Below are 25,642 nucleotides of genomic sequence, written 5' to 3' on the forward strand. Positions count from 1 at the left end.
ATCAAGATGACATTATTGTCTGGTGGAAGACTGAGGAAGATGATAAAAAGAGAGCTCACTACCAGGAATTAGTTTATGCAATTGATACTGTGTTGAATTCTTTCGAGGAAAATCTTGAAACGGATGAATGGTGAATTTGTAATGCATAGAACCGGTCTCAATCAGAGACCGGTTCTTTTACTGTTTAGATAAAATATATTGTTTTAATGCTTCTAATTCTTCTTGATAGGTTAAGCCTCTATGAGATTCTCGAAATATATAATATTCTTCTCTTGATATAGGAGGGAAATCTTCGTGATACATCATATCAGTATAATCCATACACCATTTTACATATTGCCAATACATTTGGTACACACGTTTTCTTGTTAATCCAAGTTCTTCAGCGATTACTTTAGACTCCTTTCCCTGAATAATTCCATCTATAAGGACATGATAGTTTTTTGGGACAGATATCTTGTTAATAAGTTCTGTTAAGTTGTTGTAAATAATAACATCACGGCTTTTAGCGCTCATATGCTTTCTCCAATAATAAATGAATATTATAAAGGATAAATGTGTCAAAAATACGATAACTTTTGCGATTGTTATTGCAAAAAAATGGTTCCAATAAGCCGTAAAGTCTTGAAAATACTGACTTCGCGATGCTGTCCCTATTTTGGGACAGTTAAGCTGCTATTATTTAATCATAGAAAGAAAGCAACCAACTTATTCAGGAGGTAAAAGCCATGTTAGTTGTGTTATGTATATTGATTTTCCCATTTGCAGTGTTGTCAGAACTTATGAAAATGAACAATGGCGGCGGTCGCCGTGGAAGGAGGAGATGGTAATGATTACATATGAGGAAGCTTTGGAGATTGGAAAACATAGGAAACCAAATGCTGATACTTGCGTTGAATACGAGACAGCATACATGTTTACAGCTGAGGAAGATGCAAACTACATTGGTGGCTATGGGCACGATGCAATAGTGGTTTCTAAAGAAGATGGATCATTTCTCGAATTGCCTCAATTTTTGATGAAAGGGGAAGATGAAATCAAAGAAACACGACTAAGAAAAGAACTAACGTATGTAGAACCGGCAGATTACTTTCCTAAAGAAATTCGGGAAAAGTATTTTGGAAAAGATGATGAGATAGAGTAAAGGAGGTATTCATCATGGCAAAGCAGTATTTCACATTAACAGGATGTAATCACTATTTTGGTAATGACTTCATGAAGAAGGGGATGAAGGTAAAGCTCAAGAAAGAGCCTAAGAATGAGTATGATGCCGAGGCTATTATGGTCAAGATGAAGGGAATAGGCAAAGTTGGCTATGTAGCTAACAGCGCTTATACGGTTCAGGGCGACACCATGAGTGCTGGAAGACTTTATGACAAGATTGGCAAGAAGGCGAAAGCTAAAATTGTTTATGTCATTCCTGGAGGAGCAATCTGTAAAGTTATTGAAGAAACTCGTGAGGCTTGCGGTGGAATTCCTTCACCTAAGATTGATGAAGATGCAAATGAAATTAAACTTGGAACAAAGTATGAGGAGGAACATTAATTATGGCAGGATTTGGATTTGACGCAGGTTCAATTGCAGCAGAAGGAAAGAAAGGCGACATGTATTTAGTAGTGCAGGTTGTACTTACAGAGAAGTTCATTGGAACGGGATCAGGAGTATCAAGCCTTACGAATTTACAACGTACTATCAATGAACAGGCAGCTAATGGATACAGATTACATACGATATCGACTACATCGTCTGGTTCGAAGGGATTTTTGGGAGGCGATAAGATACAAGCTACGATGGTGTTTGAGAAGGTGTTATAAATACAAACTATTAAGGGGAGCGACTGCTTCCCTTAATCTGCATTTTTCATCAATGATAAAAATAAAATTATTGAAGTTAGATTCTAAATTTTTAGAACTTAAGATTTAGTTTTTGATTCACATATGTTATGATATTACTGGAGTAATTTTGTTTCAAAAAAAGAGGATAATATATGGGAATCGAATTATTTTTGAATGACAAGTACAAACTATTAAAGCTTCTTTATGATAATCAGACTCTGGTTTTAAATAAGAAGGTTATTCCGCTTACTCAACAGGAGATAAGTGAAGCACTTGGTATGTCAAAAGCAAAAGTAAATTCGTTAATCGGTGACTTACAGGAAAATGGATACATTGCCTTAGAAACGCGAGGGAAATATTTACTACTCGAAAAGGGAATCCTAATGGTTGAAGACTTCAGAAAAACTGAAGCAAAGTTGAACAAATATTCCGAATAACAAAAGTAAGGACATCGAAGATATGTTTATTGATACAAAACTAAATTTTATTGATTTATTTGCTGGAGCTGGTGGTTTGTCTGAGGGGTTTGTTCAGGCGGGCTTTAATCCCATTGCGCACATTGAAATGAATGAAGCTGCAGCACAGACACTTGAGACAAGAGCTGCATTTTTATATTTGCAAAAAACAAATAACATGCGTCTCTATTATAGGTATGAACGTGGTGAGATAACACGTGAAGAGCTTTTTGCGAAGATACCTTTAGAGGTCACCAAAACAGTTATTAATATGGAAATGTCGAATAAAACACTTAAATCTATTTTCGAACGTGTTGATGAAATAATAGAGGAAGATGGCATTGAACATATTGATTTAATAATTGGTGGGCCACCTTGCCAAGCATACTCGCTTGTTGGTAGAGCACAGAGTAGTCATATGAATATTCCGATGGAGGAAGATCCTAGGAATGAGCTTTATAAGATGTATACACGTTTTTTGAACAGATATAAGCCTAAAATGTTCGTGTTTGAGAATGTTGCCGGACTAAAATCAGCTAATGGTGGAGATACATTTAGAAATCTTCAGGCTCAGTTAAAACGTGTCGGGTATGAAATTGAGTGGAAGGAACAAAATGCAAAGGATTTTGGAACGCTTCAGAATAGAAGACGAATAATCATTATTGGCTGGAGAAAAGGAACTAACCATTTTTATCCCAAATTCCCGATTATCAATTCTAATGCGTTGGTAAATGATTTGCTTTGCGATTTGCCACCAGTTCAACGTGGCCATGAGGAACGAGTATATTTGCCATTTAATCAAGCAAGTACGTACGTTAGAAGGAACAATATTCGTACAAGAAATGATGTATTAACACATCATGTTGTTAGACCTAATAACCCTAGGGATGTTGAAATATATCGTTTAGCAATACAGGCCTGGAATAATGGAGAACGATTGAAATATACGGACTTACCAGCAGATTTAATAACACATAGAAATAAAACATCTTTTTTAGATAGATATAAAGTAGTAGAAGGAAATCACCATTATTGCCATACGGTTTTAGCACATCTTTCGAAGGATGGACATTATTTTATACATCCAGATATTAATCAGTGTAGATCTATATCTGTTCGAGAAGCGGCTAGATTACAGACTTTTCCTGATAATTATTATTTTGAAGGAAATCGTGGAGAAAAGTTCAAACAGATTGGAAATGCGGTTCCGCCTATGATGGCAAAAGTTATCGCAGAGGAGCTTAAGAAACAGTTATAAATTGACTTAGGAGATGATTCAGTGGGGATTGTTGAAGCTACATATGCTGAGATAAAGCAACAAGAACTGAATAATAATCCATATAGATGTTTAACATCGGCGGATATAGACGTGAATCCTCATCAGATTGAGGCTTTTACGTTTTCTCTTGCTGCCCTAAAACTGGGTGGAGCAATTCTCGCAGATGAAGTTGGTTTAGGTAAAACTATTGAAGCTGGATTGGTGTTGAAGTATCTCATTAATAGTGGTGACTGTAAAATTCTTTTAATTATGCCTTCAAACCTTCGAAAACAGTGGCAGGTAGAATTGGATGAGAAATTTAGTATTGATTCACTAATAGTAGATAGTAGTAATTGGGATGAATATAAAACATACGTAAGAAAGAAAAATCCAGTTGTGATTGTTTCTTATAATTTTGCGTCACGAAGAAAGATGGAATTTCTAAAGACTGCTTGGAACTTTTGCATTTTCGATGAGGCACATAGGCTAAGAAATATTCATAAAAATGGTTCTATAATGGCCAATAATCTATTTGAGTTGACTAAAAATATTCCGAAGCTCATGCTTACGGCTACACCTATGCAAAATAGCTTATTGGATTTATTTGGACTGGTTAAGTTTATTGATGAACGAATCTTTTATAGCAAAGCTGTTTTTTCAGAACGCTACATTAAAAATGAGCAATATGAAGATTTAAAGAATCAGGTTATGCCTGTTCTTCAACGTACACTTCGAAAAGAAGTTTCGGACTATATTCAATTTCCAGAAAGAAAGGAAATGACAGTAGACTTTGAGCTTTCTCTTCCAGAAGTACAGCTTTATATGATGATAAATAATTATCTGCAGAAGGAAATACTTTTTGCGCTTCCTAATTCACATAGAACATTGATTACTTCAGTAATTAGAAAGCTTCTTGCATCATCCAGTATGGCTGTTGCAGATACTTTTAAAGTACTTCGTGAAAGATTAGTAGTTCTAAAAGAAACCACACGCGAAGAAAGTGTTGAAGAAAGTTTGGATTTTTTCTTTAGTTTCTTTGATGACGATGAATTGGAAGAAGACACCTCTGAGCATAAACAAGAAGAATTATATCCAAGAGAAAGAGTAAATGAGTTTATTCAGCATGAGATTGATGAAATAGATGCAATAATAAATACAGCTGAATCGATTACTAAAAATGCTAAGATGACAGCCTTGAAGACAGCTGTCAGAAAAGCGTTTGAGTTTCAACAGAATGAAGGGATTGCGCAGAAGATTGTTATTTTCACAGAGTCTGTGAGAACTCAGCAATACATCTATGACGAGTTAGAAAAAGAAGGTTATAAAGGTGACATTCTAAAATTCAATGGCTCGACTAGTGATGATACAACAAAGAAATTGTATCAAGCTTGGAAGGCTAAGAATTTTGGGAAATATCTTGGTAGCAGGAATGTTGAAATAAAGAATGCTATTGTGCAGGCTTTTAAAGAAGATTATAAGATTCTACTAGTGACTGATTCTGGCTCTGAAGGATTGAACCTACAGTTTTGTAATACAATAATTAATTACGATTTACCATGGAATCCGCAGAAAATTGAGCAGCGAATAGGGCGATGCCATAGATATGGTCAAAAGAATGATGTAGTTGTATTTAATCTTTTAAATACTCAGAATGTTGCGGATAGAAGAGTATACGAGATTCTTTCACAAAAGTTTGAGTTGTTCAAAGGTGTATTTGGTGCATCTGATAGAGCAATAGGATTGCTCGAAAGCGGTGGTGACTTTGAAAAAAGAGTTTCACATATATATCAACAATGTAAGACATCTAACGATTTTACAAAAGAATTTAAATCTTTAGAAAAAGAGTTGGATAAAAAACGTAATAAAAAAATGGAGCAGTTAAAAGCAATTATCATTAAAGAGGCTCCAGAACAACATAAGGAAGAATTTGAACGAATTCTTTCAGAGATTCAAGAATATCAAGAACAAGATGAATATTGGAATGCTATTGAAATAGACCATGAAAAGGGCACTTATCCAAAATACTATGAGGTAAGAAATGGTATCACGATACCAGGGATAGAGCATGGGTATTTGATTGTCGGTGGCTACTATAAGAAGAATGATTTGATAAATTCAGTATTTCAGATTGCTGATAGTGAAGGAAAGATATATGCGGCTAAAGACGGGCTTATCAGAGAACTTAAAGATACTCTTATTGATGATGAGTTGGTAAATGCCACACCGGATAATTCCGAAATAAGCACATTGATAGATCGAGTTGAAAAATACCTTGATCAAGAATATATGAATTCTAATAATCAGCTGATTAAAGCAAATGAAAGGCGTGTTGATAATTGGCTGTCCTTAAGAAAAGAAGAGTGTATTTTAAGTATAAAGGACGATTCATTAATCAATGAACTCACAGAAAAATATGAAAATGAAAACCGATTTAAAGAGAAAATAGAGTTAAAGAAACAAATTGAGCAAGCAAAACAGGAACAAGTTTTGAAAGAACAAAATTTTCATGAGACCTTTGGAAAATTAGAAGCTGAAGCTAACAACATGAAAGAAGAGTTTGAAAATGAGCTTTATATAATGCCTAAATTGTTTGCAAAGGTAGTTATTAGATTTTAGGAGTTAAGCAGATGGAAAAGCAAGGGAAACTTGAACTCACATGGGTAAATAAGTATAAAGAAGAAAATCTTGAACCAAGAATTCTTATCGAAGATAAGGACAAATCTTATGGTGAAAAAAATGCAGAGAATATGCTTATCCATGGAGATAATCTTTTAGCATTAAGAGCACTTGAAGATGAGTTCAGGGGTAAGATTAAATGTGTGTATATAGATCCACCATATAATACAGGAAGTGCTTTTGAAGAGTATGATGATAATCTTGAGCAAAGCCAATGGCTTAGTTTGATAAAACCTAGATTAGAAATCATTTGGAGACTTTTATCGGAAGATGGAAGTCTATGGATTAGTATTGATGATGATGAACAGGCTTACATGAAAGTGTTATGCGATGAGCTATTTGGCAGAAATCATTTCGTAGCATCGATTGTTTGGCAGAAGAGAACATCGCCAGATATGCGTGCAGCTATAAGTGACGGACATGAATATATTCTAGTGTATGCAAAGGATTATGATGAGTTTAAAAAGAAGCGAAACAAACTATCCTTAAGTCCTGAACAAGCAAAGAATTACAAAAATCCAGATAATGATCCTAGAGGACCATGGACGTCTACTGATTGTACTGCACAAGCTGGGCATGGTACCAAAGATCAATTCTACACTTTTGTAACACCAGCAGGACGAGAGATTACACTACCTCCAAATTTGTGTTGGAGATTTACAAAAGAACGACTTGAGGAAGAAATAGCTGCAGGAAGAATTTGGCTTGGTAAAGATGGAAAAGGTGTGCCAAGGAAAAAAACGTACCTATCTGAAAATACAGGAATAGTGCCTTGGACATGGTGGACTAATAAAGATGTAGGACATACACAAGAAGCTAAGAAAGAAGTAAACGAGTTATTTGGAGATAATTCATTTGCGACACCAAAACCAGAACGACTCATAGAAAGAATTATTAATATTGCTACAAATCCTGGTGACTTAATAATGGATTCTTTTTTGGGATCTGGTACAACTATTGCTGTGGCTCAGAAATTAGGAAGGAAATGGATTGGAATAGAATTAGGAGAGCATTGTTACACTCATTGCAAAGTTAGAATAGACAAAGTAATAGATGGTGAGCAAGGCGGAATTAGTAAAAACGTTAATTGGAATGGTGGTGGTGGTTACAGATTTTACGAATTAGCAGAACCATTACTAATTAGAAATAAATACTTGCCAGTATATCAAATAAATCCTAAATACACTTGGGAAATGGTATGTGAAGCTATTTGCAAGATTGAGGGATATAAGTATTTTCCGGATGGAGATTTTCAAGGGCATTCCTCTGAAAACAGATTTATCCATATTACCGAAGAGTATGTTAATTCAAAGTATATTGTTTCTTTGATGAAAAATGTGGGTGAAAACCAAAGTGTTTTGATTTATTGCAAAAAGAATCAAGCAGATATGATGCTTCCAGAAAATGTTGAAGTTAAGAAGATTCCAAAAGACTTATTGGATAAATGCAGTTTTGATTATGAAAGTGAGGTGCAGGATTAATGAGCTCTGTAGAAAAAATAAAATGGGCTATGAGCCTGCGTGATCCTCAATATGAGGCTTTAAAGTGTTTCGATGATATTAGTTCAAAACTAGAATATAAAACAGCTGCAAAAGCTGATGCAGAAAAGATAGCATCGGAGAATTGTCAAGAACCTCATAAGATATCGGTTGATAAGGAATTTGATTTTCCTTCATTTTGTTTTGATATGACAACTGGTATTGGAAAAACAAGATTAATGGGGGCTTGTATTTACTATTTATACAAGACAAAGGGATACAAGCACTTCTTTATTCTTGCGCCAGGTAACACTATCTATGACAAGATGCGTCGTGAAACAGTACCTGGACATCCAAAGTATATGTTTAAAGGCTTAGAAGCAGAGATGGGTAGACCGAAGGTATACGATGGTGAAAACTATCTTTCTTATCCTGTTAGATATGTTCAAAGTGAGTTACAGATTGAAAAGACTTCAGAAATTCAGATTTTTATCTTTAACATATCTAAGATTTTTACCCGTGGAGACTTGGAGTTTAAGTTCCACAAATTTAACGAAAATTTGGGTGGCTCTTTTGCAGATGTGTTGAAATCATTTGATGATCTTGTATTTTGCATGGACGAGGCGCATAGGTATTATGCACCAGCATCCAAAACGGCAATTAACTATTTAAATCCAGTTTTAGGATTGGAATTTACTGCAACTCCAAAATCAACAAACAAAAATATTATTTTTAGATATGGTTTAGAGCAGGGAGCTGGAAAATTTTTGAAAATACCTGTAGTTATGGGTCGAACTAATACTGCAGGATATTCAGAAGATGATATTGAGGAAATGAAGCTTAAAGATGGTATTAAGCTTCATGAGAGAAGAAAAGCAATTGTATATAAGTACTGTGTAGACAATGGGTTAGAACAAGTAAAGCCTATTGTCTTAGTGGCATGTAAAGATACAACGCATGCGAAGAAGATAAAAGAAAAGATCGATTCGGATGCTTTCTTTGGTGGACGCTATGTTGGAAAAGTAATTGAGATTGATTCAAGTACTAGAGGCGAAGAGACTGAAGAAAATATTCAGAAACTCTTAACGATTGAGCAGAATACAAATCCTGTTGAGATTGTATTACATGTTTATAAATTGAAAGAAGGATGGGATGTAAATAATCTATTTACTATTATCCCATTGAATGCAGCTAAGAGTGACATTTTAGCCCTTCAGACAATAGGACGAGGGTTAAGATTGCCTTTTGGTGAAATAACTGGTGTGGAAGAGATTGATACTCTTGATATAGTTGCACATGATCACTACAGAGAGATTATTGATGATATTAAAGAAAATCCTATTTTTAAACAGAGAAACCTTGATGATGAAGATATTCCAGAAACCGAAGCTGTGAAAGTAGAACCTATTGTCCAAACAGAACAGTTATCACTGTTTGATGATGCACTTAAGAATGCAAATGTTAAGTCTTTCCAGAGTGTAACATCCGCTGACGATATTAATAAGTTATATGAAGAATATCAGAAGGCTTATGTAAAAAAAGCAACGCCAAAGAAGCAAGAAGAGGATGATTCTGTTACTCAGATGACATTATTTGATTATATTGCATCAGAAAATGGTAGTGTGGAGGGAGCTGATACTAAACAAGGCTCAGGACAGAATGAACAAACTACAAGTGAGTCAATAAATGATAAGCCTAGTGGAGAGGTTCTTGTTGAATCTTGGAACAAGAAAAAAGCTAATGTGCCAGAACTGTATGTAAAAGAGCTTTTTGTAAAGAAGTTTGAGGAATTAAAAAAGGTGGCTATTTCTGTGCCAAAGATTGGAATTAGTTACAGCTCTACAGTAGATTTCAAACCATTTACGGTAAAGCGTAGTATTCAAGATTTTGAAGTGGCTGCTTCTAAAATTGAACGCTATGATGCAGTGAACAACAAATTGCTCCAGACACTCGATGCTGATCCACTTATGGTCGATGATCCGGTAAATACACTAGCTTGCTCTCTATTGGAAGGTATTCCTGAATTTAGTTACGACGATGCTGATTTTATTCTTGATGTAGTTAATCAGTATTTGAACTTAATAGATGGAGATGAGGAAACAAAAAAGAAAATCATAAGAAGGTATGCAACTGTAATTGTAGACGATTTAAGAAAACAGATATATGCGTCAAAAGAAGAGCATACAGAATTTGTCTATAACGTTCAGCAGGACTTAATTGTATTTGGTTCTTTTGCAAAGACAAAGCTTAAGAATACTGAAAGCAAGCTGGATTATAAAAAGGAAGTTGCTGACAAAAAGAATATTAAAAACTATTTGTTTACAGGATATACTAAGTCCTATTATTCAGAGAATGCTTTTGATAGTGATGATGAGCGACGATTATCTGTTGTCTTAGAAGATGATGAAGATGTTATTCGATTTATCAAACCACCACTTAATCAGCTCGGACTGTTCTATAAGGCGGGTAAGCAATACAATCCGGATTTCTTGGTTGAGACAAAGGATTGTAAATATATGATTGAAGTAAAGGCTGCTAACCAGGTTAATAATGATGATGTTCAAGAGAAAGCTCGTGCCGGTGTTAAATGGTGTGAATGTGCTTCAAAAGTTGATGCAGATGGTAAAGCGTGGAAATATCGTCTTGTTCCTGGAGATGACATTAAAATTGGAAACACTTTGAAATATGTAGCTGGTTTAGCAGCGGAGGTAAAGAATTTAGAAGACTAGAAAAATTGGGAGGTTATAATGGCGGAGCGTAGCGACTATTTATATGCACAAGTAAGGAAGAAAATGCTTGATGCAGTTCGTATGGATTTGATTGGTCCTACGGCAGAAGATGAGGCACTTACAGAGCTTCCAACAAATAGTTATATAACAGGTATGTTATATCCAGCAGATTCTGCAATAACTGAGGATGAAAATTACAATGATATCGAGTTTACAGAAGGTAGACTAGATTCAGATGGTAATGCTACAGAATCAGTAGTACTTGAAGATGATGAACCCGAAGAGACAGCAAAGGGTGGTTTTAAGAAACCATCCTCTATTGGTGTATCATTTTATATTGGAGCAGATACTGAAGAAGTAAGTGTGGATGTATTATGGGGAACTTACGTTGCTGACAAAGTCGGGGATGGTGAAGTGGTTGATGAAACACTAGAGGAAGACCTTGAAAATAAGAAAAAAAAGAAGCGTCAAGTATATGTTCGTGTTCAGCAAAGTGAAACTGTAAATATAAGTATGACTGAGATTGGTCGTGCTAAAAAGATTACTCTTAAAACTAATGCACATGTTTATCTATATGTGATCCAGATGCCACTTGATAATGGATATAAAATGGTGTCAGTATACCTGCATAATAATGATAAAGGTAGCGGCGAAAAAGAGTATGAGCATGTGATGTTCCAGGTTGAATTACATGTTTCATCACCAAGTAAAGAATCTATATTTACTCCAGAGTATATTTGTAGAAAGAAAGAGCTTGATGATGAATATTATTACAAGGGACGACCTGTTTATGCCAGAGGCCGTGGATGTGCAGCCATGTGGAATAAGCATGAAGAAGAACAGAATGCTTATTTAATAACATCTTCTTTTATTCCAGACCACGAGATTCCTAGTGTAAGTGCGCAAGTTTCTGATGTGCCAGATCATGCATTTTCAATGCTACAGCTTGGTTCACCTAAGAAGAAAGAGGTAAGTGTTGCCAATCTTAGATTATTAACAGCTCTTTACGGCGATTGGATTAAGAATGAATTAAAAGAAAGTCCTGACATGCAGGATTCAAGCTTTGAAAATACTGGTAAAGAGATTATTCGTAGATGTGAAGAATCACTTCGCAGGATGAACGAGGGTATTAGTTTGGTGGAAAACGATGAAAAGGCTTTTAAGGCTTTTACGTTTATGAACCAGGCAATGTATCTTCAGCGAAGTATAACAGCATACTCAAAGGATTGTGGCAGAGGTATTCCATGCAGTCTTAGTGACTATATGAGAGATATTCCTGAAAAGGGCTTGAAACAAGATCATAGTGAATGGAGACCGTTCCAGATTGCATTTATTCTACAGAACATTAAGGGATTGATGAATGCAGAGTCTGATGAGAGAGAAATAGTTGATTTGCTATATTTCCCAACTGGTGGTGGTAAGACAGAAGCATATTTAGGCCTTATAGCATTTACTATAGCTTATCGTCGGTTGACAGCAAAAGATGAGAACGAGTATGAGAAAGATGGCGGAGTAACCGTATTTCTGCGTTACACACTAAGACTTCTTACAACGCAGCAAAGAGATCGTCTTCTAAAACTTATTGTTGCGATGGAAGATTTAAGAGAACGAAGTGAAAAGACAGGTAATGCTGAATTTGGAAAAACACCAATTTCAATTGGATTTTGGGTTGGTGGTGGTGTAACACCAAACAAATTTGAAGATTACGAAAAGGATGAATATCAGCGAAAAGAGTTTATTCGCAAAGTAACGAAACAAATTATTAGATGCCCATATTGTGGACGTGTAATTAACAATAGTAATTATGAGATAAATACGAAGCTTCATTCAGTAAAGATTACCTGCTCAAATGATAATTGTAAGTATTCTAAACATAATGGAAAAACAATACCGGTGTATCTTGTTGATGAAGAGATATATGCAAAATGTCCTACGGTTATAATTTCGACGGTAGATAAGTTTGCGCGTTTACCATGGTCTGAACAAGTGGGATTACTGTTTGGTCGAACTGATCGTTATTGCCCAAGGCATGGCTACCAAGCTATAGGATATGATAAAGAATTAGTAGGAAGGCGTCATAACAAGGATACAAAAAATGGGTTAGAGCCATGTGTTATTGAAGCCTGTAAGCCATTTTATCCACCGGAATTGATTATCCAAGATGAGTTACATTTAATATCCGGACCTTTAGGTACGATTTATGGTGGCTATGAAACTGTCGTTGAGGATATGTGCTGTATCGAAAGAGAAGGAAGGAAGATTCGTCCTAAGTATGTTGTATCTACAGCGACAATAAAGAATGCTGGTGAGCAGATAAAATGTCTGTATGCTAGAGAAAACTATGCACAATTCCCACCTAGTGGATTCGATACGAGAGATTCTTATTTTATCCGCGAAGTTCCTTTAGTTACAAAGGATATAAGCGAACTGAACGAATCTGATATCAAAGAGATGCTGAAGAAAGGGGAAAAGCCTTTTAGACAGTATGTTGGAGTTTGCGCTAGTGGGCAATCTGTTAAAACAACACTTATAAGACTGTATTCTGTACTATTGCAAGAGGCATTTATTCTTTCGGAGGATTCGCAGTATCAGAACTATGTCGACCCATACTATACACTTGTAGGTTATTTTAACTCTATTAGAGAACTTGGTGGTGCTGTTAGACTTTTAGACGACGATATTAGCAGCCGTCTTAAAGTTTTAAAAAAGAAATATAAAAATGCACGACAGAGATATTTAGGATTTGATGGAAAGAAGGAGATTACCTCTAGAATTCCGTCTTATCAGATTGCAGAAATACTTGAGAAGCTCGCTGAACCATTTGTGCCAGGTAAAGAGCGCCAGACTTGCTATGATGTTGTTATTGCAACCAATATGATTGCTGTTGGTATGGATGTTGACCGTTTGGGCTTAATGGCTGTTGTTGGACAGCCTAAGCAGAACTCTGAATATATTCAGGCTACCAGCCGTGTTGGACGAAAGTATCCTGGAATGATTTTTACAGTTTACAATCCATATAGGCCAAGGGATCTATCGAATTATGAGAACTTTGTTGGTTTCCATTCTCAGATGTATCGGTATGTAGAAGGAACAACGGCAACTCCATTTGCGGCAAGAGCGCGTGATAGAGTTCTTCATGCCCTCGTGGTATCGATTCTTAGATTACAAACGGAAATAATGGCCGGTAACAAAGGGGCTTCAAATATACTCACTATATCTGAAGAAGAGCTTAATAGAGTCAAACAGAAAGTATTAGATCGAGTAGCCGTTGTAGCGCCATCGTCTTATGATTCTGCAGAAGAGGATATGGATGCATTTATTAGTACTTGGAAAGAGATTGCTAAAGATGATAATCTATACTACTTTGTGGCTAATACTGAAAACAACAAGAGACTTTTAAGTTATTATGGACAGTTGTCATCAGACAAAGAAAAGCCAACGCTTAATTCGATGCGTGATGTTGAACAGTCGTCAACAGTATATCTTTATGAGGAAGGAGGACAGGTATAGTGTTTGAAAAGAAACTTGGAGAAATCAGACCAAATCAGCTTATTACAACATATGGACCAGGTTCAATCATGGATGCTGTACATGATTCACTTACCGTCCTTGATATAGAGTATTGGAATGCCAATAATATTGGTCTTGAAATAAGAGATGCTCGACTTGCATCATTTATGAATGTAAGGCATTTTTATATGCCAAGCACAAAAGGAAAGGAGAATATACCTGTTGCTTCATTTCCTTATATGCATGTATGTACAAATGATAGGTGTAAAAGGATTTTTGATATTCGAGAAGAATTAAAGAATCCGCTATATGTAGATAAATATAAACAGCGCCAAGGTAGTGCTTCTTGCCCAGATTGTGGTTTTCAAGCGTATCCTGCGAGATTTATATCGATATGTGAAGACGGGCATATGGATGATTTCCCATGGCGATGGTGGGTTCATCATGGCAAGACAGATTGTAAGGAAAAGATGCATTTACTTTCTTTTGGAACGACATCATCACTTGCTGAGTTAGAGGTTCAATGTGACTGTGGAGCTAAAAGACGTATGAGCGGCGCAATGCAAAAGGAAAACTTTAGCGGATGTAACTGTTCAGGGAACCATCCACAAAGACCAAATGCACCTAAAAAAATTTGTAAAAAAGCTTTGGTGCCAAGCCAGCGTGGCGCATCAAATGTTTATTTCCCAGTTACTAGAACAGCTATTTCAATTCCACCATGGACTAATCCAATTAATGATTTAGTCGCCGAACATAGAAAAGAAATTGAATTATTGATTGATGTCCTAGGCAAAGATGATGGATTGACAAAGGGATATGAAAAATTCTTTGAAGGTAAGTTTACTAGAAAAGAATTTGATGAAGCTTATAAGCGTTTAGAACAGAATATTCGAGACTATGTTGAACTTAAAGAGATGGAATATAATACCATTACTCATCATCAGCAAGTAGAGTTTCAGCATGATGTAAAGTATTTTAAAGCTGAAGAAGTTGATGTAAAAGAAAGTCTGAAAAAATATTTTTCACGTGTGATTAAGATACATCGACTTCGTGAGGTTAGAGTGCTTCTTGGTTATTCACGATTAGAAATGCCAGAACCTGATGTAGATGATCAAAAGCACGTGGTAAAGCTTAAATCAGCTGGTTCGGAAAAATGGTTGCCAGCAGTTGAGATAAATGGAGAAGGTATTTTTATTGAGTTTAATAGAGATACCATTAATAAGTGGCTTCAGAATGAAAAGGTAAGTGAACGTTCTAAGAAGTATCAATCATGTTATGAAGATTATTGTAAGGGAAAAGGATGGGAAAACTTTAAGCCTAGAAATGGTGAGTATGTGCTTTTGCATACTTTGTCCCATATGCTTATTAAAGAAATGGCTATCCAATCTGGGTATTCTTCATCTGCATTACATGAACGTATTTACAGCAGTGATAAAATGTGTGGATTACTTATTTATACAGGGGCTGCAGATAAGGAAGGTTCATTAGGTGGATTGGTCGAACTTGGTTCAATGGAAAAACTGATTCCTTTATTAAAAGGAGCCTTAGAAAATGGATTAACATGCACAACGGATCCTGAGTGCTTTATGAAGAATCCTACGTCAGATAGGATTAATGGCGCTGCATGTCATTCTTGTACAATGATATCTGAAACAGCGTGCGAAAATGGAAACAGATTACTGGATAGAGCGTTGGTTGTTCCATTGCCTGAGCATGAGGAAATGGGTTATTTCAAGGAGCTTGTTGGAGTATTATGTGGAATTCAAGTATAAAGGCGGAGTATTTAGCTGCAAAAATTATACAGAGCATTGATGCATATTCGCTAAGAGAAGCGGATTCTGTTTTGGTGGATGTAATCGCAGAATTAAGGATGCAATTTCCAAGCTGTAATGATGGTGAAATTAACGATATTCTTAGTCTCTGCTTTGAGATGTATAATGCAAAGAATTCTGAGAAGATTGAATTAGTTGTAACGGCTCCAGATACATTTAAGATTAAAGCTAAGAAAACTAAAGATGTAGTAGAGCAGTTAATAAAAAGTGCTGAAAAGAGCATATTTCTGACCGGATATTCAGTTTCTGACTATTTTGCTGGGATGCTTGATGAAATTATAGCAAAGAGTCAGAAGGGTGTTTATGTACGCTTTTATGTAAATGATATTGATAGACACAAGGAATCATTGGATAGGATGCTGGCGTACCAAGGAAAGTATTTGCAATTCTTTGAATATGAAAAGCAGTCTGATGATAAGATGGCTGCTTCTCATGCGAAGATTCTGGTTGTTGACTCAAATAAAGCATTAGTTTCATCAGCTAATCTTTCATATCATGGGTTATCTGGAAATGTTGAAATGGGATTTTTAGTAGATTCACGCCAGAAGGCGAAGCAGATTGAAAATCTATTAAATCAATTGATAAGGATGAATATATATAAAAGAGTTTAAAAAAGAAAAAAATTGGGGGGATAATGCTAAATATTAATAACAAGCGATGGTTTGAACTTAATAATGAGGATGTTGGCACATTTTTAAAAGCTTTTACTGGTGAAGTAGATAATGATGAGAATTTCTTTTTTGAGTTTAAGGATGCAGATGTAAAGAATCAAAAAATAACAAATGAAGTTTGCGCTTTTGCCAATACTTATGGTGGATATATTTTTATAGGTGTTTCGGATAATAAAGATATTGTTGGATGTGGAGAGTGGTCAGAGGAACGGATTCAGAATTTAATATGTGATAGCATTACACCGCTGCCAAGCTATGATATAAGAAAATTTATTATTGACGGAAAAAGTCTAGTAATTGTTAAAGTAGATGAAGGGTCAAGACCACCATACATTACGAATAAGGGAGAGATATTTGAGAGGGTATCTTCCGGATGTAGGAAGTTGGTTAATTCTGATAGATTATCTGCAATCTATAGAAAAACACAGGAGCAACAAACACGTATAGAACAACGACTTAAATTTGAACCAATCAACATTCAAAGAAAAGATTTTCCTAATAATATTGTTGCAATTGTGGATATGGGATTTGAAATAATTACAAACGATTATCTAAATTTTTATAAAGATTTTTTTTCATATAAATTAGATGATATTTTGGACAAGTTTTCAGAAGAAGGAATTTCATCTTTATTTCGAGTGGGAAATACACTAGTTGCTTCATATGGAAATGTTACTAGAAATTCTGGAAATGAGGAAAGTGAGATTATGTTACAGGCAGGGATAAATAACTGTATGGTTATTTATCCTGACGGAGCAGTTAAAACACGATGTATCCTGATTGCGAAAGAGGATGATAGCGTAAAGATTGATACGGTCATATCCTCTATGAGTGCATATAGAGGTTTATATGAGTTTTTATTTCCTGATTTATGGGGAAAATTTGTTTATGCATCTAAGTATGAACAGTTAAATGTTATAAAGTCTTTTAGACCAGATTTCAGCGCTGGATTAATGGAATCGTTTGAAAAGTGGCCTCAATTTCGTGAAAGAAAACTTCAGATGGGAAATATTATTTTTACAGGTTGCAGAATACCAAGCTATGGTTACCTACAGATTGACAAAAAACTGTTTGATCAACTTGGTGATGAATATACAGAAGAAGTGTTATTCGATGAACTATTTCATTCAAGCTATTCATTTATGGGAATGATATAGTTGTATATTTGTAGTGAAAATTGAAAAAAGAAGGAAGAAGAGATGGGGACTTTGAACTTAATTGATATTATCAATTCTGCAAAATTGCAACTAAATGATGTGGTTGCAATTCGTCATGCATTTAATAAAAAAGAAAACCGTGACGTGTGGGATAAATATGATCGTAGTAACTTTGAAGAATATCAGAGCATACAGCCAACGGTGGATTTTTTTAAGAATAAAAAGTATGTGTTGTCTTTTATCGCTGATGGCAAGAATTACGCAAGATTTGTTGGTTGCTATGAGATTGTTAGTTGCTGTGATGCAAGTAAAGTAAACAAGAAGGCTGACTTTCCACATCAAGATTTTTATGATCGTCCTGGACATATTTATTTCAAAATGGTTTTATCAGATTATATGAGAGATTTGATTGATAGACTTGTGATAGATTGGCCAGGAGCAATTAGTTATGTTCAGTATTCTAGAGATGCGTTAGAAAAGAAGTTGGTTGTTTCTATTCATCCGGATAGTAAGCATGTTTTCCCAGGCTATTATCGTGTGGCTTGGGACTTTAGAACAATGCAGGAATATGTGACAAATGAGGATCAATATGAGGAAATAGCAAATGCGCTTAAAGAGGTTTATGCAATTTATCTTGTTGTTGATTCAAAAACTGGAAAATACTATGTTGGTTCTGCTTCCGGAAAAGATGGCTTATTTGGTAGATGGAAGACCTATGCTACGACTAATGGCAAGGGCGGAGGTACTAAAGAAGACTTAGAAGGGAATGTAGGTGTCGTGGAATACTTACAAGAGAATCCAAAGGCATATCTTGATTTCCAATATAGTATTCTTGAGGTTGTCCATAAGACCGGTGATAAGGCTAAAGATAAAGAGGCTACATTGGATGCTGAAAAGGTGTGGAAGCAAAAGCTTTGCACATTAAATACAACGTGGGGACTTAATAGAAACTAACAGCATTGATGAATTGTTAGAAAGAGAGATATTAACTTGAAGTACATTGTAAAGAGAATTCAAGCGGCGGACTTTGGCTGTGAGGAACGTCCCGAGGATTATCAGTTGCAAGTCCTGCTTCGACTTCGTGATGAAGCAGGGCAGGAGATTGATATGGAAGTTGCAGATGCAGATTTGTTAGCCGAGGATATTAATGAAGGGGATTGGGTTTATTTCGATAAGGATAATAAGATTTTTAAGGAAGAGTAGAGGATTGCAGGAATATTACAATGAAAAATGTATTTAGAATGCCTACACCAGTCAAGATTGTTGGGCGAACGTCAAGTATTACAAATGCATTTATAAACGGAATCATTCCGGTTATAGAGCCATCAGATGAAGAAATTAATGAAGCTTTAAAAACTCTTGGAATGACAAGGGAGACCATTTGTTGTGCCTATTGTGGTGACAGTTATACAGAGTGGGATCACTTTCATCCGCTTATCAAGAATAAAAAGCATACTGGTTATATTTCTGAAATTCATAATTTGGTTCCGGCTTGTGGCAAGTGCAATCAAAGCAAGGGCAATCGAGATTGGGAGGAATGGATAAACAGTGATGCTCGATTATCACCAAAAACTCGCGGGATTAATGATTTAGAACAAAGAATAGAACGTTTACATCTGTATGAAAAGAAGTATAAACCGCGGTTAATTAACGTCGAAGAAATCGTTGGTTTTGAACTTTGGGAACAGCATAAGAGTAATTACGAAAAACTAATTGCTTTGATGAAGGAATGCCAGGAAACCTCGGATATAATTAAGCAGATGATTTATAATGCTACAAAGGAAGAGTGATTATGCCATTTCAAATAATCAGAAATGATATTACAAAAGTAAAAGCAGATGCCATAGTGAATACTGCTAATCCAAATGTGAAAGTTGGTGATGGCGTAGACTCTGCCATATATAAAGCTGCAGGTTACGAGCAGTTACTTGAGGCTCGCAAGAAAATAGGTCAGCTATTACCAGGCGAAGTTGCTATTACAGATGCTTTTGATCTTAAAGCAAAGTACATTATTCATGTTAGTGGCCCTTGGTGGATTAATGGCGAGAAGGATGAACCGGAAATCTTGCGAAAATGCTATGACAAGGCTCTAAATCTTGCTTATGAGAAGAAATGTAAGTCTATAGCTTTTCCATTGTTATCCACTGGTTCCTATGGGTTCCCTAAAAAAATAGGAATACAAATTGCGGTTGATTCATTTACAGAATTCTTAGAAGACCATGATATGGAAATCATGCTTGTTGTCTTTGGAAGTGATTCTGTAAGTGTATCTGGAGAATTAGTCGGAGACGTTTCTAGCTATATTGATGATGGTTACGTTGAGACAGCTTTTAAGGAAGAGTATAGGCATCTAAGACCGAGTGAGCCTTCTTCTCGTGTTGGTTCCTTTATAGGGAATATTATACGGACAAATCGAATAGAATCTGCAGATGCTTTAACATTTGAAGATGCAGCTGATTATCACCTGGATGAAGAGGAGTGTTCTGCTGAGATTGCTGAATACATCGGAGCAGTTCCACAAAAAAAAGAGTCATTGGATGATGCGTTAAAAGAAATATACACTGATTCGTTTGAAAAACAGCTCCAGAAACTAATTAATAAAAAGGGACTAAAAAATTCTGAGATATATGCTTCAGCGAATATATCTAAACAGTATTTTTCAAAACTTCTAAAGGGGCAAGTAAAACCATCTAAGGAAAAGATGCTGGCACTAGCTGTCGGATTGAGATTGAATCTTGATGAGACAATTGATTTTCTAAAGATTGCTGGGTATGCACTTTCTCCAATATCACAAACCGATGTGATAGTCGAATATTTCATTAAGCATGAGGATTATAATGTATTAAAAATAGATATCGTTTTATTTGATTATGGTCTGGATCCATTGTCAAAATAAGGATTTTCAAAGGTCGCCTTCGGGTTGACCTTTTTTCTTTTGCCTATTGGTATTATTTAATCATCAAATAACAAATGCCTCGCTGCAGAGAGGCAAATAAATGCCAGGAAGTAAATTATTATGAGTAAAGGATATACTGAGATTATTTATATTTTGGATAGATCTGGTTCAATGGGAGGTCTTGAGTCTGACACAATCGGTGGTTTTAATTCAATGATGGAGCAGCAGAAGAAAATTGGAGAAAAGGCAGTTGTTTCAACGGTTCTATTTGATGATGTGTGCGAAGTGATTCACGATAGAGTTCCTATTGAAAAGATTGAGAATATGACTGACAAGCAGTATTACGTTAGAGGTTGCACAGCGCTTCTTGATGCAGTAGGTGGCGCGATTCATCATATCGGTAACGTTCATAAGTATGCTAGAAAAGAGGACAGACCAGAGAAGACTATAGTAGTTATCACTACAGATGGTATGGAGAACGCAAGCTGTAAGTATTCCAGAGATAAGATTGAGAAGATGGTTAAGCGCCAACAAAAAAAATACGGCTGGGAGTTTATCTTTATCGGTGCTAACATCGATGCCTATGCTGAGGCTCAGAAGTACGGAATCCGCAAGGACAGAGCAGTGAATTACGTTTGTGATGATATCGGTACAGCTAATCTTTATGCAGGTGTTTCCAAAGCAGTTTGCTCAGTAATGATGGCAGAGAGTTTGTGCGAGGTAGATGGGTGCCTTGATGATAGTGCTTGGGATAAGGAAATTAACGCTGATTATCAGAAGCGCGGAAAAAAGCAAGGGAGGAGATAACTATTATGGCAATAAAAGGAGCAGTATTAGGAGATATTCTTGGTTCACAATATGAATTCCATCGACCAAAGAATCTTGATTGGAAAAATATACCATTACTGACAAATGGAAAAGCAAAGTTTACTGATGATTCAGTTATGATGCTTGCAATCAAAAAAGCAATCATTGAGGATGCTGACTTAGTAGATACAATGGTAAGCGTAGGTAGACAATATCCATATTGTGGTTATGGTGGAAAGTTTTTCCTTTGGATAAATGGAAATAGACATAAGCCTTATAATAGCTGGGGAAATGGCTCGGCAATGAGAGTTGCCTTTGTAGGCGATTATTATGAGGACTATGACGAGATGCAGCGCATGGCAGAGGCTACAGCTGTAGTTTCTCACAATCATCCTGAAGGAATAAAGGGTGCGGTAGTTACTGCAACTTGCATTTGGATGGCAAAGCACGGCAAGACCAAGCAGGAAATTTACGATTATGTGCTGGAGGAATATCCAGTTAATGAGTACGAGTATAGCATTGGTTATAGCTTGGGTGAAATTCGTCCTCGCTATAAGTGGAATGAGAGTTGTCAAGGTTCTGTTCCTGCAGCTATGAGATGCTTCTATGAAAGCACGGATTATGAGAGCTTCATGAGAAATATCTATAGCTTGGAATGTGATTCAGACACCTTTGGAGCTATCGCTGGTGGTGTAGCTGAGGAGTATTATCATGGATTTGGAGATGTAGATGCTGATGGGATTTTAAGGAAACAGCTGGATGATTTTTTATGGGATATACTGAAATCATAAATCGTGTTCTGATATAATTGATGTATCGTAGAAAGAATATTCTTGTGAGGTTGATATGAATAAATTACAGTTGCTGCAAGAAGTGGATAAATCGCTGGATATTAAATATGAAATCCAAGTTTCATCAAAGGAATTGGTGGGTGAAATTGGAACATCAGAAATTGTTTATTCTGAATATATTCCAAATGAACTTGTTGAAGACAATATTGCAGCAGAGTTCGAACCTACATTATCCAATGCAGATAAGCTTGATTATGAGCTTGCAGCAGCATGTGGCCTATTGACTGGTGCGTTAAGTGTGCTTTGGGGCAAGAAATTTTCGTTGGATGAAGCTCATAAGTGGGGGAATGAAAAAGCGGATAGTCTTGTAAAAGCTTTTGCAAAAAGTCAAGGATACAAGAAAGACGATTTAGAGGGGGCTATTGAGTTCCTTGAAAGAAAGTTTCCTATGGCTGGTGATGCTCTTACTAATGAGTTTGGTGGTGGGAAGCAACATCATTTACGAGACTTTTCTCATCATCCAACAATTCTAGGACTCGTTTGTTCTATTGGCATGCAGTTTACCGGAACAGGATTAGGTACGGATACGCAAGGAAATCTCATTCATGTGAAGATTACAAAAGATGGTTTTATTGGTGGAACTTTTTCTGAAAAGATTCTATTTGGAACTATAAATTGGATTGGGCATCTGGTAAGTGATTTTGATGGTTCCAGCGAAAGTGTATTAAATGGTACTGGAAGGGGCACAGGTATTCCAGGTCCTTTGCTTGCCACAATCAAAGAATTATCATCTTTGCCAATATTCAAAAAGAAAAATTCCGACAACATTAATCAGCCTAAGATTTTTTCTGAGTGGGTATCCAAACTGTTTAATGGAACACTTATAAAAGATGAAGCAGGCAATCCAATTCCGTTTGATCTTCGTACTGAAATGGGAATAGGTCACTATGTAGCAGATCAGGCTAAGCCAGTAATAATAAATGAATGCTTGGTTCGTGCTTGCTATATGGTAAGAAGGTTTATAGATGAGGTTAAAGAGAAAGATATTTCATCGCTTAAGGATTTGAATAAACTACAGCCACGTAATTTCATTCCTTTTAATAGTAGATCTTTAACAAGAATGATTACTGTTTCGAGTGGTACATTTGTTGTAATTAACACATCAGGAACCGCCGTTAAAGCAGCAATAAAATCTAAAGGAAATAAAGCTGTATTCTGCAAAGAGTTTTTCTTGACCGTCAATTATGTGGGAATCGGAAGGCTTGTATTTGCCTGTGCATCTGATGCTGAGTACATTAAAGACGATGTTAAGGCTGCTTATGATAAGTATATGAAGGAAAAGGCTGAATTGGAGAAGAACCGGTTTAAATTTGGCTATAAGTTTTTGACTTTAAATGACAAGCAGACACGGCTTTTGTATTCCTTGAAGTCACTTTCTGTTCAGTATGATATTGAACATGAGAAGAATGCCAAGCATAAGCTCATAAAAGAAGAGTGGTATAAACGCTGGCAGGTGGCAACAAAGAAGAGCTTTGATATTGATGACGATGATTATTTCATGTCAGAAGAAAAAGCATTTGGTGAAATTTATCTAACTGATGCAGAAACCGATAATAAGGGATGGTTGTATCTTTTGACCTTGGAATTAGTATTGTTTCAGGCATATTACCCACTGACTGACAACGATAAGGATTTATTTAAAGGATTAAAATATTCGAATAAATATCTTTATGATGTGTTTGCCAAAGGTCAAAAAATGATTGAGAAGGTTATGATTGATGATATAGCTAAAACCTATAATAGCTATGTATCTAAACTAAAAGAAACAGGTAAAAAAGTTGCAATAGGAGCGGTTGCAACTGTTGGAGCAACGGCATTAACAGGCGGACTTGCTTTGGCATTTGCACCTGAAATAGCAGTGGTGCTTGCTGGTGAAGCAGTTGCGGGATTGTCTGGAGCTGCAGCTACAAACGCTGCGTTGGCAACAATAGGCGGTGGAGCTTTGGCTGCGGGTGGACTTGGAATGGCTGGAGGTACTGCGATTCTTACTGGAGGAGGAGCAATGCTTGGGTTAGCGGGGGCAAGTTCAACGTCTCTTTTTTGCAGTTATGTCTAAGACCTCAGAAAAATTTACACTTAATGAATGCGCTAAGTTATTAACTTTTAGCAAACTTGTAATTGTAGATAAGTATAAAATGTTGCCAATGCTGAATCCAGTTATTGCAGGAGTAGAAAGTTGTGTTTTCCAAATCGAAGCTGAAATTAATAGCCTAGATACGAAGACGAAAGAAGGAAAGCAGTCTAAAAAGCGTATTGATTCGAGTTTGAAGTACTTAAAGAACTGTATTAGGGAATTAGATGCATTATTAATTCCAAGTAAAAAAATGATGTCAGATAAGGTTGTAGCAATAGGTGATAGTGTGGCAACGAAGCTAGGTTTACCACAAAAGTAAATTATATTTTGCTGTAAAAGTTATCAAAAATGTGGTATTATTTAACGATTTAGTGATGATACTAGATGGAAGGCATGGGGAAGTGAAAGGAGTATAATATGTACCATTGGGTAGAAGACAAAGATTTCCTTGCTCGTGCTTATCATGATTGTGCGGACATTGTAAATCAGCTTGTTCAGGAATTGAAAAGTTATGAGATTGATGCCAGGATGAATGTTGTTGGTAGTAAGAAGCGTAATATGATTACGCAGAATGCTAACGAGCCTATTGATTTCGATTTTAATCTTTTAATTCTTAATGCTGATGATTATTCAAAAGCATCTGATTTGAAGGAAGATGTGAGAGAAGCATATGATACAGTCTTAGAACGTAATGGCTGGGATGATTGTGACGATTCAACATCTGCATTAACCACAAAGAGGATGGTGTTTAAGAAAGGAAATAAGACACCGTTTTATATTGATGTTTGTATTGTGAAGAAGAATGGGTATGGACTACACCGATTAATTCATCGTAAAACAGGATTTGTAAATATGGATCAGTGGTATTGGAATCAGGTTCCTAATTCTCATGACCTTAGAGACAAGGAAGCCTATCTTAAGCCAGATTATTGGACGATGGTTAGGGAAACATATTTAGATAAGAAAAATATGTATCTTCAAAGGCCATATGATCAAGACCATCCATCCTTTATTTGTTATGTAGAAGCTGTTAATGAAGTATATAATAAGGTTCGAAGCGGCTTTTATTAAAATAATGTATTACCGGCGCTTCTGTACTATGATGATATGAAACAAGTGGGGGTACTTGAAGCTGTTTATATCATTTTAGAAAGGAAGTGCAAATTATAATTTAATAGGAATTCTATTGTTGAGTTATAGACGGGAGCGTAAATATATTCGAACGCTCTCGTTTTTTTGTATAAATAAGAGTTTTTTTATTACATCAAAAAAGACAAATTGAATTTTGTGTGGCGGATGCGACCGATAGAAAAAGTATATTAGAATTAAAAAGAAATCGAGCCTTTACGAAAGCAGTTTCTAATATGGCAATTATGGATATTACGGATATTGAACCACTTCTTATGGCTGTTT

At 35.9% G+C, this 25,642-nt stretch carries 22 protein-coding genes and 1 pseudogene; 22 read left to right on the forward strand and 1 reads right to left on the reverse strand.

The features are described 5' to 3' along the window. Positions 1–177: 177 nt before the first annotated feature. On the reverse strand, positions 178–516 hold the full coding sequence (locus tag K6G87_RS09345; protein ID WP_296836273.1) for a hypothetical protein: 339 nt from the start codon (positions 514–516) through the stop codon (positions 178–180). Positions 517–829: 313 nt separating this feature from the next. Here K6G87_RS09345 and K6G87_RS09350 point away from each other — a divergent pair, with 313 nt between their 5' ends. From K6G87_RS09350 to K6G87_RS09455, 22 genes and pseudogenes are all read left to right on the forward strand, one after another. Further along, on the forward strand, positions 830–1,144 hold the full coding sequence (locus K6G87_RS09350) for a hypothetical protein (protein ID WP_296836276.1): 315 nt from the start codon (positions 830–832) through the stop codon (positions 1,142–1,144). 14 nt (positions 1,145–1,158) lie between these two features. Continuing rightward, complete coding sequence (locus K6G87_RS09355; RefSeq protein ID WP_296836279.1) at positions 1,159–1,545, forward strand: HIRAN domain-containing protein; 387 nt, start codon at positions 1,159–1,161, stop codon at positions 1,543–1,545. A 2-nt stretch (positions 1,546–1,547) separates the two neighbouring features. Further along, positions 1,548–1,814: a DUF4177 domain-containing protein gene (locus K6G87_RS09360; RefSeq protein WP_296836282.1), complete on the forward strand. Its 267-nt coding sequence runs from the start codon at positions 1,548–1,550 to the stop codon at positions 1,812–1,814. 173 nt (positions 1,815–1,987) lie between these two features. Beyond that, positions 1,988–2,272 (forward strand): helix-turn-helix domain-containing protein, encoded by a 285-nt coding sequence (locus K6G87_RS09365; protein ID WP_296836285.1) that lies wholly within the window; start codon positions 1,988–1,990, stop codon positions 2,270–2,272. Positions 2,273–2,294: 22 nt separating this feature from the next. Further along, the gene (locus tag K6G87_RS09370; protein ID WP_296836289.1) at positions 2,295–3,548 is read left to right on the forward strand and encodes a DNA cytosine methyltransferase; all 1,254 of its coding nucleotides are present in this window, start codon (positions 2,295–2,297) and stop codon (positions 3,546–3,548) included. Positions 3,549–3,569: 21 nt separating this feature from the next. After that, positions 3,570–6,164, forward strand: a complete 2,595-nt coding sequence (drmD, locus tag K6G87_RS09375; RefSeq protein ID WP_296836292.1) for a DISARM system SNF2-like helicase DrmD — start codon at positions 3,570–3,572, stop codon at positions 6,162–6,164. Positions 6,165–6,175: 11 nt separating this feature from the next. Beyond that, positions 6,176–7,705, forward strand: coding sequence for a site-specific DNA-methyltransferase (locus tag K6G87_RS09380; protein WP_296836294.1), 1,530 nt, complete (start codon positions 6,176–6,178; stop codon positions 7,703–7,705). Next, positions 7,705–10,431, forward strand: coding sequence for a DEAD/DEAH box helicase (locus K6G87_RS09385; protein WP_296836297.1), 2,727 nt, complete (start codon positions 7,705–7,707; stop codon positions 10,429–10,431). The genes K6G87_RS09380 and K6G87_RS09385 overlap by 1 nt, the downstream gene beginning before the upstream one ends. A gap of 18 nt (positions 10,432–10,449) precedes the next feature. Then, positions 10,450–13,941, forward strand: a complete 3,492-nt coding sequence (gene drmA / locus K6G87_RS09390; RefSeq protein WP_296836300.1) for a DISARM system helicase DrmA — start codon at positions 10,450–10,452, stop codon at positions 13,939–13,941. Further along, positions 13,941–15,713: a DUF1998 domain-containing protein gene (locus tag K6G87_RS09395; protein WP_330669813.1), complete on the forward strand. Its 1,773-nt coding sequence runs from the start codon at positions 13,941–13,943 to the stop codon at positions 15,711–15,713. The genes drmA and K6G87_RS09395 overlap by 1 nt, the downstream gene beginning before the upstream one ends. Then, a complete protein-coding gene (locus K6G87_RS09400; RefSeq protein ID WP_296836303.1) occupies positions 15,695–16,384 on the forward strand; it encodes a phospholipase D-like domain-containing protein in 690 nt (229 codons plus the stop codon). The genes K6G87_RS09395 and K6G87_RS09400 overlap by 19 nt, the downstream gene beginning before the upstream one ends. A gap of 23 nt (positions 16,385–16,407) precedes the next feature. Further along, complete coding sequence (locus tag K6G87_RS09405; RefSeq protein ID WP_296836305.1) at positions 16,408–17,601, forward strand: AlbA family DNA-binding domain-containing protein; 1,194 nt, start codon at positions 16,408–16,410, stop codon at positions 17,599–17,601. 42 nt (positions 17,602–17,643) lie between these two features. Then, positions 17,644–18,555, forward strand: coding sequence for a GIY-YIG nuclease family protein (locus K6G87_RS09410; protein WP_296836306.1), 912 nt, complete (start codon positions 17,644–17,646; stop codon positions 18,553–18,555). A 36-nt stretch (positions 18,556–18,591) separates the two neighbouring features. Further along, positions 18,592–18,804 (forward strand): hypothetical protein, encoded by a 213-nt coding sequence (locus K6G87_RS09415; protein WP_296836309.1) that lies wholly within the window; start codon positions 18,592–18,594, stop codon positions 18,802–18,804. Positions 18,805–18,824: 20 nt separating this feature from the next. Continuing rightward, positions 18,825–19,391: an HNH endonuclease gene (locus K6G87_RS09420; protein WP_296836311.1), complete on the forward strand. Its 567-nt coding sequence runs from the start codon at positions 18,825–18,827 to the stop codon at positions 19,389–19,391. A gap of 2 nt (positions 19,392–19,393) precedes the next feature. Further along, on the forward strand, positions 19,394–20,497 hold the full coding sequence (locus K6G87_RS09425) for a macro domain-containing protein (protein ID WP_296836314.1): 1,104 nt from the start codon (positions 19,394–19,396) through the stop codon (positions 20,495–20,497). A 120-nt stretch (positions 20,498–20,617) separates the two neighbouring features. Further along, positions 20,618–21,304, forward strand: coding sequence for a vWA domain-containing protein (locus K6G87_RS09430; protein WP_296836316.1), 687 nt, complete (start codon positions 20,618–20,620; stop codon positions 21,302–21,304). A gap of 5 nt (positions 21,305–21,309) precedes the next feature. Beyond that, positions 21,310–22,095, forward strand: a complete 786-nt coding sequence (locus K6G87_RS09435; protein ID WP_296836318.1) for an ADP-ribosylglycohydrolase family protein — start codon at positions 21,310–21,312, stop codon at positions 22,093–22,095. Positions 22,096–22,150: 55 nt separating this feature from the next. Beyond that, positions 22,151–24,211 (forward strand): hypothetical protein, encoded by a 2,061-nt coding sequence (locus K6G87_RS09440; protein WP_296836321.1) that lies wholly within the window; start codon positions 22,151–22,153, stop codon positions 24,209–24,211. Continuing rightward, positions 24,204–24,548, forward strand: coding sequence for a hypothetical protein (locus tag K6G87_RS09445; RefSeq protein WP_296836324.1), 345 nt, complete (start codon positions 24,204–24,206; stop codon positions 24,546–24,548). The genes K6G87_RS09440 and K6G87_RS09445 overlap by 8 nt, the downstream gene beginning before the upstream one ends. Before the next feature lie 98 nt (positions 24,549–24,646). Beyond that, positions 24,647–25,300 (forward strand): hypothetical protein, encoded by a 654-nt coding sequence (locus K6G87_RS09450; protein WP_296836327.1) that lies wholly within the window; start codon positions 24,647–24,649, stop codon positions 25,298–25,300. Between the two features lie 200 nt (positions 25,301–25,500). After that, positions 25,501–25,642, forward strand: a pseudogene (locus tag K6G87_RS09455) (class I SAM-dependent methyltransferase); the annotation flags it as partial.

It is taken from the genome of Butyrivibrio sp., assembly GCF_024699075.1.

Bases quoted from the DNA above. Each gene is read 5' to 3' on its own strand.
- K6G87_RS09365 (WP_296836285.1), top strand. From the start codon at position 1,988: ATGGGAATCGAATTATTTTTGAATGACAAGTACAAACTATTAAAGCTT.
- K6G87_RS09355 (WP_296836279.1), top strand. From the start codon at position 1,159: ATGGCAAAGCAGTATTTCACATTAACAGGATGTAATCACTATTTTGGT.
- K6G87_RS09420 (WP_296836311.1), top strand. From the start codon at position 18,825: ATGAAAAATGTATTTAGAATGCCTACACCAGTCAAGATTGTTGGGCGA.
- K6G87_RS09385 (WP_296836297.1), top strand. From the start codon at position 7,705: ATGAGCTCTGTAGAAAAAATAAAATGGGCTATGAGCCTGCGTGATCCT.
- K6G87_RS09450 (WP_296836327.1), top strand. From the start codon at position 24,647: ATGTACCATTGGGTAGAAGACAAAGATTTCCTTGCTCGTGCTTATCAT.
- K6G87_RS09440 (WP_296836321.1), top strand. From the start codon at position 22,151: ATGAATAAATTACAGTTGCTGCAAGAAGTGGATAAATCGCTGGATATT.
- K6G87_RS09430 (WP_296836316.1), top strand. From the start codon at position 20,618: ATGAGTAAAGGATATACTGAGATTATTTATATTTTGGATAGATCTGGT.
- K6G87_RS09445 (WP_296836324.1), top strand. From the start codon at position 24,204: ATGTCTAAGACCTCAGAAAAATTTACACTTAATGAATGCGCTAAGTTA.
- K6G87_RS09360 (WP_296836282.1), top strand. From the start codon at position 1,548: ATGGCAGGATTTGGATTTGACGCAGGTTCAATTGCAGCAGAAGGAAAG.
- K6G87_RS09345 (WP_296836273.1), bottom strand. From the start codon at position 516: ATGAGCGCTAAAAGCCGTGATGTTATTATTTACAACAACTTAACAGAA.
- K6G87_RS09435 (WP_296836318.1), top strand. From the start codon at position 21,310: ATGGCAATAAAAGGAGCAGTATTAGGAGATATTCTTGGTTCACAATAT.
- K6G87_RS09400 (WP_296836303.1), top strand. From the start codon at position 15,695: ATGTGGAATTCAAGTATAAAGGCGGAGTATTTAGCTGCAAAAATTATA.
- K6G87_RS09410 (WP_296836306.1), top strand. From the start codon at position 17,644: ATGGGGACTTTGAACTTAATTGATATTATCAATTCTGCAAAATTGCAA.
- K6G87_RS09405 (WP_296836305.1), top strand. From the start codon at position 16,408: ATGCTAAATATTAATAACAAGCGATGGTTTGAACTTAATAATGAGGAT.
- K6G87_RS09425 (WP_296836314.1), top strand. From the start codon at position 19,394: ATGCCATTTCAAATAATCAGAAATGATATTACAAAAGTAAAAGCAGAT.
- K6G87_RS09370 (WP_296836289.1), top strand. From the start codon at position 2,295: ATGTTTATTGATACAAAACTAAATTTTATTGATTTATTTGCTGGAGCT.
- drmA (WP_296836300.1), top strand. From the start codon at position 10,450: ATGGCGGAGCGTAGCGACTATTTATATGCACAAGTAAGGAAGAAAATG.
- K6G87_RS09350 (WP_296836276.1), top strand. From the start codon at position 830: ATGATTACATATGAGGAAGCTTTGGAGATTGGAAAACATAGGAAACCA.
- K6G87_RS09380 (WP_296836294.1), top strand. From the start codon at position 6,176: ATGGAAAAGCAAGGGAAACTTGAACTCACATGGGTAAATAAGTATAAA.